We start from the raw sequence: 13,605 nt of genomic DNA on the forward strand, positions 1-13,605 counted from the left end.
CTTCTCCGTCGCCAGCGCGCTGGCGATGTCCGTCGCCTCCGCCGCAGTAGCCGCCGATCTTCCCGCACCGGTGGATCAGCCCTACGCCGGCACCCTCACTGTCGTGGTCGATCTGACCGATGCGCCGAAGAAAGTGTTTCGGGTGCACGAGACGATTCCGGTGACGCCCGGCCCGCTGACGCTGTATTACCCGAAATGGATTCCTGGCGAACACGCGCCGTCCGGCCCGATCCAGAACGTCGCCGGCGTGGTGATCAAGGCCAATGGCAAACAGCTCGCCTGGCGCCGCGACCTGCGCGAGATGTACGCGCTGAACGTGCAGGTCCCCGAGGGCGTGAGCCAGATCGAGCTGTCGTTCCAGTTTCTCTCGCCCGGTGACGGCGGTGAATTCGGCGCGAGCGCATCGTCCACGCCGGACCTGGTGGACGTCGAGTTCAACCAGACCGCGTTCTATCCGGCCGGCCACTACACCCGGCAGATCACCATCCAGCCCAGCGTCACGCTGCCGGCCGGGTGGAAGTTCGGCACTGCGATGCAGATCGCCAGCCAGTCCGGCAACACCACCCAGTTCAAGCCGCTCACCTTCAACAACCTGGTCGATTCGCCGCTGATCGCCGGCAAGTATTTCAACCGCGTCGATCTCGATCCGGGCGCCAAGGTGCCGGTGCACCTGAACGTGGTGGGCGACGGGGCCGACGACGTCAAGCTCAGCGACAAGCAGCTCGCCGCCCAGCGCGCGGTGGTGCAGCAGACCGCCAAGCTGTTCGGCGCGCATCACTACGAGCACTACGATTTCCTGCTCACGCTGTCCGACCACACCGGCCACTTCGGCCTGGAGCATCACCAGTCCAGTGACGACCGATTGCCGGCCGACTTCTTCACCGACGACACCATGCACACGCTGGCGGCGAGCTTGATGCCGCACGAATACGTGCACTCCTGGAACGGCAAGTTCCGCCGCCCCGCCGACCTGTGGACGCCGACCTTCATGGAGCCGATGCAGGACGACCTGCTATGGGTCTACGAAGGCCTTACCGATTACTGGTGCGGCGTGCTGACCGCACGCTCGGGCCTGTGGACGCCAGCGCAGTACCGCGATTCGATGGCCTCGATAGCGGCGCAGATGTCCTATCGCACCGGCCGCTCGTGGCGCTCGCTGCAGGACACCGCCGACGCCGCGCCGCTCACCTACTTCGGCGGCGGCGGCTGGGCCAACTGGCGCCGCGGCACCGACTTCTACCCGGAAGGCCAGCTGCTGTGGCTGGATGTCGACACGCAGATCCGCCAGCTCAGCGGCGGCAAGCACTCGCTGGATGATTTCGCGCGCGCCTTCTACGGCATGGAAAACGGCAGCTACGTCACCAAGACCTACACCTTCGACGATGTGGTCGCCACGCTTGACCAGGTGCAGAAATACGACTGGGCGAAGTTCTTGCGCGAGCGCCTCGACTACACCGGCGACAACCTGCCCGAGCACGGCATCGAGAACGGTGGCTGGCAGCTGGTCTACACCGACAAGCCGAACGACATCGACAAGGCCGCCGACAAGATCCACCACGGCGCCAACCTCGCCTACTCGCTGGGCATGTCGGTATCGGCCAAGGGTGAGGTCCGCGACGTGCAGTGGGGCGGCCCCGCGTTCGAGGCCGGTCTGGTTCCCGATCTCACCATCGTCGCGGTCAACGGCAAGGACTTCTCAGCCGACAGCCTGAAGGATGCGGTCACCGCCGCCAAGAGCGGCAGCGCGCCGATCGAGCTGTTGGTCAAGAACGTCAACGTCTACAGCACCGTCAAGATCGACTACCACGGCGGCCTGAAGTACCCGCACCTGGTCCGCGCCAAGGGCAAGGACGTGATCGGCGAGATCACCACCGCGCGCAAGTAACCACGGCACATCGTTCGGCGGCGGGCAGTGATGCCCGCCAGCTGATCAGCGCATCGCGCAACCACCAGCAGCGGTGCTTGCGCAGCCTGTGTCAGCTCGCCCTGCCGAAGAATTCAAGGTAACGAGGGCTGAGGTTCCCCACGTTTTCATGTCGCCACGGTCATCTGATCGAGTAGCACCGGACACAAAACAGGGTCAGCCTGAGATGGCCCGGGTTTGACGGACACCTTTGAACGGGGACAATCCCCTGGGAGGTGTCACATGGTCAAGCGCCAACGGTTCACCGCGGAGTTCAAGCGCGAAGCGTTCAGGTTGCTCGATGCGGGCGAACGTCCGGCATCAGAGGTAGCCATTGATCTGGGTATCCGACGGAACCAGCTCTACAAGTGGAAAGCCGAGCAGGTCCGATCCGGTGAGCTGTCCTTTCCCGGCTCGGGTCGCAAACATGCGGATCAGGATTCGGAGATCGTGCGCCTCAAGCGCGAGCTGGCGCGCATGACGGAGGAGCGTGACATTTTAAAAAAAGCGGCAGCGTACTTCGCCAAGGAACTGCCATGAAGTACGACTTCGTGCGCGCTCATTCCGGCCAGTTCTCGCTCACGGGCATGTGTCGTGTGTTGTCGGTCAGTCGCAGCGGTTATTACGCCTGGCGCTGTCGTGGACCGAGTACACACTGGCGCGATGATCTCACCTTGACGGCACATGTCCGACGCATCCACATCGCGTCGCGAGAAGCTTACGGCGCAAGAAAGGTGTGGAAGGCACTGGTTGCCGAAGGGATCGCTTGTGGTCGCCACCGCGTTGCGCGAGTGAGGCGCGAAAACGGCATAGAGGCTCGTCGCCGGCGTCGCTTCAAGGTGACCCACTACGCGCGACGCCATAAGAATACGGCGCCGGATCTGATTCGTCGGAAGTTTCAGGCCGAACGACCCAACCCATGCTGGGTCGGTGACGTGACCTTCATCAGCACCCGGCAAGGTTGGCTTTACCTCGCTGTGTTGATCGACCTTTACTCGCGAAAAGTCGTTGGCTGGGCGATGTCTGATCGTAATGACGAGCCACTGGTGTCAGCAGCGTTACGCATGGCGATCACGCATCGCCAACCGGCGGCAGGGCTGATCCATCACACGGATCGCGGCGTGCTTTACAGCTCAGGCAACTACCGTCGCCTGATGGCCGTCGACGGCCTGCTGCCCAGCATGAGCCGTCACGGAGACTGTTACGACAATGCATGCGCGGAAAGCTTCTTCTCCTCGCTGAAGAACGAGCTCGTCCACGGCGAAGCGCTCACGACACGCGATGCCGCGAGAGTCGCGATCGTCAGCTACATCGAAGGCTTCTACAATCGCAAACGGCTGCATCAAACACTCGGCTATCGAATACCCGCTGTTGTCGACGACGAGGTGGCGAGTGCTTAATTAACGTGTCCGAAAAAGCCGGGCCACCTCACTCCGTCCCCTTATTCGTCCCCTTTATTATCCTTTTGCCCGGAAAAGTAGTCGCGGGCGACGCCATAGGCGGGACGAACTGCTTTATCTAGACTTTCCGGATCCAAAGGCGACATGCTCATTGCCACAGCCAGGCCCAGTTGAGCGAACACCAAAATATTGTCGACCGATGCGATCAGCTCGCTCCAATCAATATCAATGTCTCCCCACTCCTCATGCATCGTATAGATGGCTAGAACTTCCCTACCTCCGTGAACGAGGCCTGACAGCTCCCTGTACTGGTTCTTGACCGTACTCAACAAGCGATCGCGATCCCAGCCGAGATATTGTGCAGCCTCATTTGCTACGTCAAAAATGTAAATCTGATTCTTGCCTCGTTTTGGCATTTTGCCACTACGACGAAAGCGCGCCACCTCCCTTTCGCTAGCAGCACGAACGAAGAAAGCCGCCCGCAACACGTATTCCATCTGCGCCCGTTGCATGATCAATGCCGCCATCCAAGATTTTTCCGGCTGATTGATCAGTAGTGCGTATATCGACCCGGCGATATCAATGGACGCAAGTATCAGCGGTATTGTCGTGGCAGAGCGCTCAGAGCCGATGAGAGCAAGACTTCCCAAGGCACGCTCTACATGATGCAGCACATTCAACGCCGCACTGGCTCGCTCGCGCAGATTTTTTGCATCGACTGTCATGCAATGCCCGCAGGGTAAATAGCATCATGGACAATAGTGTCAGGGACAATTTGCTCACTCGATGCCTGTCAAAACGAACGGGGTCCAAAACGAACGGAGTCAGGTTCAGTTACCGCGGACAATTAAGTGAACCTGAGATGGCCCGGGTTTGCCGGACACCTTGAGCGACGCATAGCCAATCTAAAAATTTTCCCTGACACTTTTTCTGAGATCAGAGGTGTGCGTCGAGCACGGGCGCTTTTAGCCAACTGGCAACATCTTCAGCAATGGCCTTTCCCACGTGATCGAGCGATGAGCATGCGGAAAAACCACGGCTTGTTTGACGTCTGGCCGTAAATGAGCCCAGCAGCTTCCCGTGGTCGCGTAATTCGCCGTTGAGTTCAGCCCATTTCGGGCCCGAAAAATGGCCGCCGCCAATGGCATGCACGTTGACGATGGACATGTGCAAGGTCGCGCCAGGGGACATGGCCAAATCCTGATCCGTTGCCACCACCTGACCGTGGGTATCCGTAACGAGTTCAGCGCTCAACCGCGTATTCCAGTCGCACTGAGTTCGCAGGGCATCACTCCCAACGCCTTCATGGTAAGGAATGACCCGCGAGACGGTGATCCGTGACTGGGCGTGCGTCAGCGTTGGAGCAATGAGCAAGGTCAGCAGTGCTAGCCAGCGACGTGAATGCATGAGAAGAATCCTGATGAAAGATGATATGCCAATAGCAAAACTAATGGGTTTTTGACTCAGCTATTTCCCTGTTTTCTTGTTTTCAAACCCGATTAGATGAACCTGACCCGTTCTATTGCCATAATTGTCCCTGACACCTTTTCTCACCGCGCCAACTGAGTTTCAAGCACGCACTGCAACTGTGTATGGCGAGCCGACACTACTTGGCTCACCTCGAGGACGCCGCATGGGATCTGTTGCGCCTCATCGCCAAACGGCGCGTCGGACAACGCCCTGGCCGCATCGAACCACGCGCGGTCAAGCGAAGGCCCAAACCCTTCCCACTTTTGACCGAACACCGGGGCCTTGCATGCAAAGAACTGCGGCTTCATGGACATCCATGATGCTTAAGTCAGTGCCATTCGTCCCTGACACCTTTTTTGAACGGAGGCCGGAGGCGATCACATCGATGTGACCGCAGCAGGTGGCGCGGCCGTGTTCACGCTGGCGGGCTTCGCGGGTTGTGTGTCCCCGGAAGCGTATTGCCCGACCTGCAGGGCGAACCGTGCTTGTTGTCCGGACGGCATCGCCGCTGGATCGACGTACACCTGAATGGCGTAATTCGTAGCTGCCGCAACCGATTCGGACCAGGTGTTCGCCCCGGTCGTGCTTGTGTCGACCAGATTCTTGTCATGGGTCTGGTCATTCACTTTGAAGTGCAACCCGGGGTTGCTTGAGACGAGATTGACCTTGACTGTCATGCCGGCCGCGATGGCAACGGTGAAGTTGTACGCAGTAGCACCGGAGGCCAGTATTCCATCTCGTTGCGCCCATGGCTTGCCAGCTTCGAATGTCACTGCGGTCGCCGGTGACTGCATGTCTTCGGCCCCGAATTGCCCGACCTGCAACGCGAATTTCGCGGTTTCGTCGGACTTTATCGCGGCAGAATCAATATAGACCCGGATCGCATACGTGGTGGCCGTCACGTTCGGTGTTGACCAGGTGGATTCACCCGTCTTGCGGTTATCCAGCACGACCTTGTCGTGGCTCTGGTCTGTCACCCTGAAATACACGTTGGGATTGCGGCCCAGGAAGTTGAGCTGCAATGTCTTGCCCGCCGCAACGGCAACCGTGTAATCGAGCGTGTTGTCGGAACGGGTGAGGTTGCCGACTTCCTGCGCCCAGACATTGTTTGCCGCAAAGGTGACTGCAACCGGCGTGTCGGCGAAGACGGGCAGCGACATGCAAGCAGCAGCCAGGCTGACACTCACGCACATGGCGCAACGGAGAAAATGGAAACGTGACATGTGGAATTCCCCGTGGTTTGGATTTCGCATTGTGAATGCCTCGATGATTCCCCGCCTTGCATCGTCGCCGTCGCGCCGATGCTGCCTTCCTTGTGCATGACCACGCCTCACCCCTGATCAGCGCCGTTTTCGGACCATACGCCTAGTTCGTGCGGCTCGCCATATCCATCAAATGGGCATGGTTATTTACCAAATGAACCTGCCCTCTTTTTCACTCTGACCCAAGTTTTCCGTGGTCAGGAAGTGAACCTGACCCCGTTCTTCGCGTATCGGTTGGTTGAGCCGCCTGCGTTCCGCACAGACTCCGTTGCGTGGGCAGGCGGCCGGTGGTGCCCGCGACACTCAGCGGCTCATTGCCGACAGTGGGGGCGCCGGCACGATGCCAGCGTCAGGTGTAGATGTTGGCTGACGTGAAGCCGGTACGAGGCGACGAAGCTGTAATCTGGATTCATTCCTATGAGCATGCCGCTATGACCGAACTTACAGATATGGAAAATGCACTGCGGGAGTGCTTTCCTCGTCCTCCGCATAGCGGTTCGATCAACACATCGAATGTCTGGATCATCGAGTGGCTCCCAGCGGGTGATACAGAAATGAAGACCGGAAAATTGCTACATGAGTGGATGGAGCAATGGAGAACTGGATGGTCTTGCTACATCCCGTGCGGGAGTAAAGAAGAGGCAATTCGTGCTATCAGGCGAGCCACTCGATACGCCAAAAATACTGACGCCAAACCGATCCTGCACATTGAGGCACATGGAAATGAGGATGGACTTGAAGGACCTAATGGCGTCGATGGCTTGGAGTTCTTGGAGTGGAGTGAGCTCCTACCCGAGCTGGCGGAACTGAATGTGGCGACAAGATGCAATCTTATGGTCTTCATCGCCGCATGTAGAGGCTTCGCTGGAATCGGAGCACTCACAGAAGGACCACGTGCTCCCGCTCTAGCTTTGGTTGGATGTCTTGATGATGTCCTACCGCGCCGGCTTCTTGATGGAACCAAGGAATTTTATCGAAGATGGAGAGACAACAATCCTCACCTACGGGATATCGCTGAATCAGCATCGCAACAGGCTGGAGATGGAGTTCTCTTCGTACCTGAATCCTTCACCGCTATTGCTTATGAGGCTCTGACAGTGGAAATGATCAGGTCTATGCGCACAAGTGAACGAGCAGCATGGGCACTTCGGATGCGCTTACGCCTTGCGGAAGAAACAGACCTGCCTGAGCAAGATATAGATCAGCGGCTATTAATGTATCCCGCAGCGTTTGCAGAGCACTGGCAACAGATATGGGACAAATTGTTCATGATGGATGTTTTTCCCGAAAACCGTTCACGTTTCGGCTTAGATATTCAAGAAATTTTCCGGCAGATCATACAATTCCAAGAACAATCTCAGCATGACGACGCTTGCGGGTTATGACCCAGCTTTCTGGAATCTGACTCTCGAACGTCAGAAGCACGCACTTAAGAAAAATTGAGTCAGAACGCAAAATTGCGAAAAGTGACTTTGGTCCGTGTTTGTTTCGAACCAGCCAGGCATCTTCCATATATCTTGGGAGGGAACATAACAGTCCATGAAAGAACTGAGTTACACAAACCATGTCGTCCCTAAGCTGTCCGTCGATGGTGTCGCCTTCACCACAGAAGCGACTGCCAAGCTAGACAACAAACAACTCGCCCATCCGGGCAGCCTGCTTGCCAAGATCTATTGGGACGTCATCGAGATTCTGACAGACATGCTGGAACTCCTTGAGGCTCCTTCCGCGAGCCCTCAGGTGGCAGATCGAAAACATCGGGCTGTGCTAAGGCATGAACGAACGGGGTCAGGTTCAGTTACCGCTGACAATTAAGTGAACCTGACCCTGTTTCTGTTGAAGTGAACCTGACCCTGTTTCTGTTGCGCCGCATGAAACACAGCGACTGGTGGTCAGCGACAAGACGGGCACATACTCCTCCGCGTCACCGAGGAAGAACAAGTGCGAGCCTATTGACTAAGGACGGCGAAATGGTGAACCATTATTTGTATTTTAGGTTCATTTAACCAGGGCCTGTAAATTAACCTGACCCCTTATTCCCTGCGAAATGGTGATCCCGTTTCACCTTAAGTTAAAATAGCTTTTCGAAGTCAAATTTATTTTTTGACGAGCATACTGTAAGGCGGCTTTTGTATTTTTTCGCAAAATAACTCTTCAGGCCTTGAACCTTCGTGTCAAAGCATGGAACTCGTGTGCAAACGATCAACCCAGCAACCGGGAATCGATTATCTTTACATCCATTCATTATGGATAGCGTCGCCTCGATTTGCCCACAAGCAACGCCCACATCTTTGCCCTTTAATTCCACCACAAGATTTCCCACCCCCGGCCTGCAAACAACATAATCGGCTGCACGTTGCTGTTCGACCAAACCTCCGTCAACTTTAATAATATGATAAATCTGCCTTCGTGGGTTTGCAAAGATGGCAGACATTCCATTATCTTCAATCTTTATGTTCGACACTGAACTACGCGTCCTATGCGGATTGCAACTCATAGAGACACCTCAATGTCTATGAGCGCGTCAAATTCGATTCCAGTGGTCGCTGATACGCTGTCAATATAATCTCCATCTATCAGACCGTACTCATCGATTATGGAAGAAAGCTTACCATCAACGATTTTATAGGCCGAGACACTTCTTGGGCTAATCCAGCAAGAGGGATCGACTACCTTCTCGAGGGCTTTTTTCTTTTCACCGGTCACGCGGGAGCCAAGATCTCCGGCCTTGATCAAGTTATTTATTTTAGCCAAGACGTAGGGACTATGCGTTGTCAAAACAATTTGGCGATTTGCGAGAATTTTATTTTTTGACCGAGGTACCACCTTTCTCTTACCGCTATTGATAAGTTGAGCAAACATTCCCACCAATTCAGTTTGCGCACTTGGAAACAGATGCGCCTCAGGCTCCTCGATATAAATAAGGTTATTCTGTTCCGAGAACTGGGAGAAGCGAAGCCCATCAAATAACGGAAGAAGCTCTTGCTGGCCGGATGAGAGCGCGGAGAATGGAATACTTCTACCATCGGGAGTTGACAAGAACTCTCGCCCGCGCTCTCGAATTACATGACCACCTATCAAACCTTCAATAATGGACAGATTCTTATTTTTCGGTTCGCCTTCAAAAAATGCATGCTCACGCAGCTGTGTGACTAGCCTGCCAAATCGGGAAACAACCGGGTCCAAGATACCGCCTGCCTCGAACGCAGCCACGATCTTACCTACACTCGTAAAGAATGAACGACCAGCAGGGATAAAAAGCTGACCAAGCGGCTTCTCGTCACCCATCAAAGATTCGATTGTCCGATCCAATACAGTGTAGAGTCTCCAGCCATTATCAACTTCAGCGTTCTCTCTTGCCGCCTTGCTTTCCCTGCTAGATTTATAAATGCCAACTAATTTATTAAACAAATCTTCATAATTTTTAGATCCGACCAATTTGGCTTTAGGGTCCCTACTTCGGGACTTAGTGATTGAGAGTGAAAATTCGCCAGTTGAATAGGTAATTGAAAACTGACGGCCTCCCCAGCTACTTGGCGGAAACCATTCGGAGAAGCGCTCCAAAATTCTTCCCTTTAAATCCCCTCCTTTGCTCACATCCTGCACCCACCGTGGCAGTTCGTCTGGAATGGAGTGAAAAAAATAAAACAATTTGCACAGAACGCTTTTTCCGCTGGCTTGAGGACCTATGATTAATGTTAAATCATTTATTTTAAAACTAGCCTTCTCAATACATGAGAAGTTCTTGACTACTAGAGTCTTTCCCTTCACAGCCTTTAATGCCATTTTATTTGCCTCAAGATTAATAGTGAGTGGACCGTCAAACCATCGGCAACTTCAACCCTCGCTCCTTGGCACACTCCACCGCCACCTCATACCCCGCATCCGCATGCCGCATGACGCCTGAGGCAGGATCGTTCCACAACACTCGCGCAATCCGCTCATCCGCTTCTTTGGTGCCGTCACACACGATCACCACACCGGAATGCTGCGAATACCCCATCCCTACCCCACCGCCATGATGCAGCGACACCCAGGTGGCACCACCCGCAACATTCAACATCGCATTGAGCAACGGCCAATCGGACACGGCATCGCTGCCATCCTTCATCGCCTCGGTCTCGCGATTCGGTGACGCCACCGAGCCCGAATCCAGATGATCGCGCCCGATCACCACCGGCGCCTTCAACTCCCCGTTGCGCACCATCTCGTTGAACGCGAGCCCCAGCTTGTCGCGCAACCCCAGCCCCACCCAGCAAATCCGCGCCGGCAAACCCTGGAAGCTGATGCGCTCCTTCGCCATGTCGAGCCAGCGATGCAGGTGTTCGTCGTCGGGAATGAGCTCCTTGACCTTGGCGTCGGTCTTGTAGATGTCTTCCGGATCGCCGGACAACGCGACCCAGCGGAACGGGCCGACGCCGCGGCAGAACAGCGGGCGCACGTAGGCGGGCACGAAGCCGGGGAACGCGAAGGCGTTGGTGAGGCCTTCGTCCTTGGCCATCTGGCGGATGTTGTTGCCGTAGTCGAAGGTGGGGATGCCTTGCGCGTGGAACGCGAGCATCGCTTCGACGTGGGTGCGCATGGAGTGCTTGGCGGCATCGCGGGTGCGCTGCGGATCGTTCTTGCGGCGCTCGAACCATTGCTCCACCGTCCAGCCTTGCGGCAGGTAGCCGTTGACCGGATCGTGCGCGCTGGTCTGGTCGGTGACGGCATCGGGACGCACGCCGCGCTTGACCAGCTCGGGCAGGATATCGGCGGCGTTGCCGAGCAGTGCGATGGATTTTGCTTCGCCGGCTTCGGTGTACTTCTTGATGCGTGCGAGTGCGTCATCGAGATCGCTGGCCTGCTCGTCGACGTAGCGGGTCTTGAGGCGGAAGTCGATGCGGCTCTGCTGGCATTCGATGTTGAGGCTGGACATGCCGGCGAGCGAGGCGGCCAGCGGCTGCGCCGCGCCCATGCCGCCGAGGCCGGCGGTGAGCAGCCACTTTCCCTTCAGGTTGCCGCCGTAGTGCTGGCGGCCCATCTCGACGAAGGTTTCGTAGGTGCCCTGGATGATGCCCTGCGAGCCGATGTAGATCCACGAGCCGGCGGTCATCTGGCCGTACATCATCAGGCCTTTCTTATCGAGCTCGTTGAAGTGCTCCCAGTTGGCCCAGGCCGGCACCAGATTGGAATTGGCGATCAGCACGCGCGGCGCGTCCTTGTGCGTGCGGAACACGCCGACCGGCTTGCCGGATTGCACCAGCAGGGTCTCGTCGTCGTTCAACTCGCGCAGCGAGCGCAGGATGGCGTCGAAGCACTCCCAGTTGCGTGCGGCGCGGCCGATGCCGCCGTACACCACCAGCTCGGCCGGGTTCTCCGCCACCTCCGGATCGAGGTTGTTCTGCAGCATGCGGAACGGCGCCTCGCTGAGCCAGCTCTTGCAGCTGAGCTCGGTGCCGCGCGGCGCGCGGATGGTGCGGGTGGTGTCGATGCGGGTGGGTGCGGTCATGGTGGCAAGGCTCTGGTGGGACAGACCACCGAGTATAGGCGAGGCGAAAAGCGGACGCAGATGCCTTTCGACGTGCCGTCCGCCCTGGCAGCCACAGCCTGAAAGGACGGCGTTTCCCCCGTCGACTGGGCTGATTTGCGATGCCCGGCGAGCAGCTCGCGCATCCGGACATCAACGCCCGCATGCATTTCCTTCGCCCCCTCTTCGCGCGATGGGGTTTGTAGTCGACACCCAAGACCATGACACGAACTGCTGCAGACGTGCTTGCCAGAGGATCGAGCAACCTCGCCCACATCCCCACGATGCATAGTCCGATTCACTCTTCGGCAAGCCCCGCCCAGAACCACCAGGACTGACCGACATGAATGCCACATCCCCTAACTGGCCGCAGGTCATGGTGGTCGAAGACGACGTGATGATTTCGGCGACGCTGGAGATCGCGCTGGAGTCCAGGCAGTACCGCGTGCTTGGCCCGGTCGCCACGCTGGAGGAAGCGCACGCGTTGCTGGATACGTCGAGTCCGGATTTCGCGCTGATCGATTACCGGCTCGCCGCGGCCACCACGGAAGGCCTGCTGGCATCGCTCAACGCCAGGCACGTACCGACATGCGTGCTGACCGGCCTGGCTGCCGACGAATTGCCGGCGGCCTATGCCGATTGCACCGTGCTGCAAAAACCCTTCCGCCTGAACGCGCTGCTCGATGCGCTGAACCAGGTCAGGCCGGACTGAGCGGCATCCTGAAGACAAACCGCGTACCCGCTTCGGTCGACGACACACCGAGCGTGCCCTGGTGCGCCTTGGCCACCTCGGACGCGATGTAGAGCCCCAGGCCAAGACCCGGTTTCGGCGCGGCATCCGCCTCGCGCGAAAACGGCTGGAAAAGCCGCGCAAGCTTTTCGGCCGCAATCGGTACGCCGCCGTTGGTCACGGACAGCTCGAAACCTTGCCCGTCACAGCACGCTGCGACGGATACCGGTTGATCGACCGCACCATGGGCCACCGCATTGTTGAGCAGGTTGGCCAGCAACTGCGCGAGGCGGCCAGCATCGACGGTGACGGGATGATCGATGGCCATCGCGACCCGGATGTCCCGATGGGGATGACTTCCCTGCACTTCCGCGATCACGTGCTGCAATGCATCGGCAAGATTGCCCTGCACCTTCAGGGCCACCGGGATGCCGCCGCCGAGTCGGCCACGGGCGAAATCGAGGATGTTTCTGACCATCTCGGTCATGCGGTCGCAGCTGCGCTGGATGTGGTTGATGACACGTTCGGCGCGGGCGGTCGGCTCCATCGTCTGCAGCAAATCGGCGCTGATCTGGATCGCGCTGAGCGGGCTGCGCAAGTCGTGCCCGAGCACGGCGATGAATTGTTCGCGCAGCTTGGCCGTCTCCTGCGCATCCAGCAGCGCGCTGGCGCTGCGCTCGAGTCGTTCCTGCACGTCGATTTCGGCGGCGATGAGCTTGGCGAACAATTCCAGCGTCTTGACGATGTTCGGGTCGTCCAGGTTGGCCGGCAACGGATCGATCGCGCATAGCGTGCCGAAGAATTCGCCATCCAGCCGGAAGATCGGGATGGAGATGTAACTTTCGATGCCGTACTGCTTGGGTGTGTGGTGCTGCGAAAAAATCGGGTGGGCGCTGGCGTGGCCGAAAACCACCGGCTGATGATGCTGCCGGATCTCGTTGCAGATGGTGGACTCGAGCACCAGCTCGCCACCGGGTTTCAGGCCGAAGTCGATCAGGTCGTGCACGGCACAGGCCGTCCAGGTCGTCTCGGTGACGCGGGCCACGGCGGTAAAGCGCATGCCGGTCGTATGCGCAACCGTCTGCAGGATGGTGGGGACCGAACCAAGCTGGCCAATGATGTTTACGTCGTGGGCCACCTGGTTCAGGAAGACACCGGGGTCGCTGAGCGCGTGATGATTGTCTGTGGGCATAGCGCGAAGCTTATCTCCGCCGCCCGAATTTGTGGTGATGAAAAACCGTCGACGACGCCGCGCGCGGGGCCATGCAGGTAACTGGCCGCTGGCTTCAGGCGAAGACCACTAGGTGGCTTGCCAGGCTGCCCCTTTTGCC

14 protein-coding genes are annotated in these 13,605 nt (G+C 57.7%); 6 read left to right on the forward strand and 8 right to left on the reverse strand.

The features are described from left to right. Positions 1–25: 25 nt before the first annotated feature. The 3 genes from ACPPVV_RS10760 to ACPPVV_RS10770 all read left to right on the forward strand — a co-directional run bounded on the left by ACPPVV_RS10760 (position 26) and on the right by ACPPVV_RS10770 (position 3,303). Positions 26–1,885, forward strand: coding sequence for a M61 family metallopeptidase (locus tag ACPPVV_RS10760; RefSeq protein WP_426703218.1), 1,860 nt, complete (start codon positions 26–28; stop codon positions 1,883–1,885). Between the two features lie 261 nt (positions 1,886–2,146). Beyond that, positions 2,147–2,443, forward strand: coding sequence for a transposase (locus ACPPVV_RS10765; protein ID WP_426699887.1), 297 nt, complete (start codon positions 2,147–2,149; stop codon positions 2,441–2,443). Continuing rightward, positions 2,440–3,303 carry an IS3 family transposase gene (locus ACPPVV_RS10770; RefSeq protein ID WP_426699888.1) on the forward strand — a complete coding sequence of 288 codons (864 nt, stop codon included), beginning with the start codon at positions 2,440–2,442 and terminating at the stop codon, positions 3,301–3,303. Before ACPPVV_RS10765 ends, ACPPVV_RS10770 begins: the two co-directional genes overlap by 4 nt. Before the next feature lie 41 nt (positions 3,304–3,344). Here ACPPVV_RS10770 and ACPPVV_RS10775 read toward each other — a convergent pair whose 3' ends face one another. The 4 genes from ACPPVV_RS10775 to ACPPVV_RS10790 all read right to left on the reverse strand — a co-directional run bounded on the left by ACPPVV_RS10775 (position 3,345) and on the right by ACPPVV_RS10790 (position 5,996). Beyond that, positions 3,345–4,028, reverse strand: a complete 684-nt coding sequence (locus tag ACPPVV_RS10775; RefSeq protein ID WP_426699889.1) for a hypothetical protein — start codon at positions 4,026–4,028, stop codon at positions 3,345–3,347. Positions 4,029–4,239: 211 nt separating this feature from the next. Further along, positions 4,240–4,710, reverse strand: a complete 471-nt coding sequence (locus tag ACPPVV_RS10780; protein WP_426699890.1) for a hypothetical protein — start codon at positions 4,708–4,710, stop codon at positions 4,240–4,242. 143 nt (positions 4,711–4,853) lie between these two features. Further along, positions 4,854–5,081 (reverse strand): hypothetical protein, encoded by a 228-nt coding sequence (locus ACPPVV_RS10785; RefSeq protein ID WP_426699891.1) that lies wholly within the window; start codon positions 5,079–5,081, stop codon positions 4,854–4,856. Positions 5,082–5,150: 69 nt separating this feature from the next. Then, the gene (locus ACPPVV_RS10790) at positions 5,151–5,996 is read right to left on the reverse strand and encodes a hypothetical protein (RefSeq protein WP_426699892.1); all 846 of its coding nucleotides are present in this window, start codon (positions 5,994–5,996) and stop codon (positions 5,151–5,153) included. A 401-nt stretch (positions 5,997–6,397) separates the two neighbouring features. Between ACPPVV_RS10790 and ACPPVV_RS10795 the strand changes: the two genes are divergently transcribed. Both ACPPVV_RS10795 and ACPPVV_RS10800 read left to right on the forward strand, forming a co-directional pair. Continuing rightward, the gene (locus ACPPVV_RS10795) at positions 6,398–7,420 is read left to right on the forward strand and encodes a hypothetical protein (protein ID WP_426699893.1); all 1,023 of its coding nucleotides are present in this window, start codon (positions 6,398–6,400) and stop codon (positions 7,418–7,420) included. 154 nt (positions 7,421–7,574) lie between these two features. Continuing rightward, entirely contained in the window at positions 7,575–7,850 is a 276-nt protein-coding gene (locus ACPPVV_RS10800; protein ID WP_426699894.1) for a hypothetical protein, read from the forward strand. 256 nt (positions 7,851–8,106) lie between these two features. On the opposite strand, the gene ACPPVV_RS10805 is transcribed toward ACPPVV_RS10800, so the two are convergent. From ACPPVV_RS10805 to hutU, 3 genes are read right to left on the reverse strand one after another with little or no spacing between them, the layout of a single operon-like run. Then, complete coding sequence (locus ACPPVV_RS10805; RefSeq protein WP_426699895.1) at positions 8,107–8,469, reverse strand: hypothetical protein; 363 nt, start codon at positions 8,467–8,469, stop codon at positions 8,107–8,109. A 59-nt stretch (positions 8,470–8,528) separates the two neighbouring features. Next, positions 8,529–9,821: an AAA family ATPase gene (locus ACPPVV_RS10810; RefSeq protein WP_426699896.1), complete on the reverse strand. Its 1,293-nt coding sequence runs from the start codon at positions 9,819–9,821 to the stop codon at positions 8,529–8,531. Positions 9,822–9,855: 34 nt separating this feature from the next. After that, entirely contained in the window at positions 9,856–11,526 is a 1,671-nt protein-coding gene (gene hutU, locus ACPPVV_RS10815) for a urocanate hydratase (protein WP_426699897.1), read from the reverse strand. Positions 11,527–11,887: 361 nt separating this feature from the next. Here hutU and ACPPVV_RS10820 point away from each other — a divergent pair, with 361 nt between their 5' ends. Beyond that, positions 11,888–12,256 carry a response regulator gene (locus ACPPVV_RS10820; protein WP_426699898.1) on the forward strand — a complete coding sequence of 123 codons (369 nt, stop codon included), beginning with the start codon at positions 11,888–11,890 and terminating at the stop codon, positions 12,254–12,256. Here the strand turns inward: ACPPVV_RS10820 and ACPPVV_RS10825 are convergent. After that, on the reverse strand, positions 12,243–13,466 hold the full coding sequence (locus ACPPVV_RS10825) for a GAF domain-containing sensor histidine kinase (protein WP_426699899.1): 1,224 nt from the start codon (positions 13,464–13,466) through the stop codon (positions 12,243–12,245). The genes ACPPVV_RS10820 and ACPPVV_RS10825 overlap by 14 nt on opposite strands. Between the last annotated feature and the right edge of the window lie 139 nt (positions 13,467–13,605).

The sequence above is a fragment of the Rhodanobacter sp. Col0626 genome (genome assembly GCF_049994385.1).
Taxonomy (GTDB): domain Bacteria; phylum Pseudomonadota; class Gammaproteobacteria; order Xanthomonadales; family Rhodanobacteraceae; genus Rhodanobacter.

Excerpts from the sequence above, each read along its gene's own strand:
- ACPPVV_RS10825 (WP_426699899.1), bottom strand. The coding sequence starts at position 13,466 with ATGCCCACAGACAATCATCACGCGCTCAGCGACCCCGGTGTCTTCCTG.
- ACPPVV_RS10800 (WP_426699894.1), top strand. The coding sequence starts at position 7,575 with ATGAAAGAACTGAGTTACACAAACCATGTCGTCCCTAAGCTGTCCGTC.
- ACPPVV_RS10790 (WP_426699892.1), bottom strand. The coding sequence starts at position 5,996 with ATGTCACGTTTCCATTTTCTCCGTTGCGCCATGTGCGTGAGTGTCAGC.
- ACPPVV_RS10785 (WP_426699891.1), bottom strand. The coding sequence starts at position 5,081 with ATGAAGCCGCAGTTCTTTGCATGCAAGGCCCCGGTGTTCGGTCAAAAG.
- ACPPVV_RS10775 (WP_426699889.1), bottom strand. The coding sequence starts at position 4,028 with ATGACAGTCGATGCAAAAAATCTGCGCGAGCGAGCCAGTGCGGCGTTG.
- hutU (WP_426699897.1), bottom strand. The coding sequence starts at position 11,526 with ATGACCGCACCCACCCGCATCGACACCACCCGCACCATCCGCGCGCCG.
- ACPPVV_RS10810 (WP_426699896.1), bottom strand. The coding sequence starts at position 9,821 with ATGGCATTAAAGGCTGTGAAGGGAAAGACTCTAGTAGTCAAGAACTTC.
- ACPPVV_RS10820 (WP_426699898.1), top strand. The coding sequence starts at position 11,888 with ATGAATGCCACATCCCCTAACTGGCCGCAGGTCATGGTGGTCGAAGAC.
- ACPPVV_RS10760 (WP_426703218.1), top strand. The coding sequence starts at position 26 with ATGTCCGTCGCCTCCGCCGCAGTAGCCGCCGATCTTCCCGCACCGGTG.
- ACPPVV_RS10765 (WP_426699887.1), top strand. The coding sequence starts at position 2,147 with ATGGTCAAGCGCCAACGGTTCACCGCGGAGTTCAAGCGCGAAGCGTTC.
- ACPPVV_RS10805 (WP_426699895.1), bottom strand. The coding sequence starts at position 8,469 with ATGTCTGCCATCTTTGCAAACCCACGAAGGCAGATTTATCATATTATT.
- ACPPVV_RS10770 (WP_426699888.1), top strand. The coding sequence starts at position 2,440 with ATGAAGTACGACTTCGTGCGCGCTCATTCCGGCCAGTTCTCGCTCACG.
- ACPPVV_RS10780 (WP_426699890.1), bottom strand. The coding sequence starts at position 4,710 with ATGCATTCACGTCGCTGGCTAGCACTGCTGACCTTGCTCATTGCTCCA.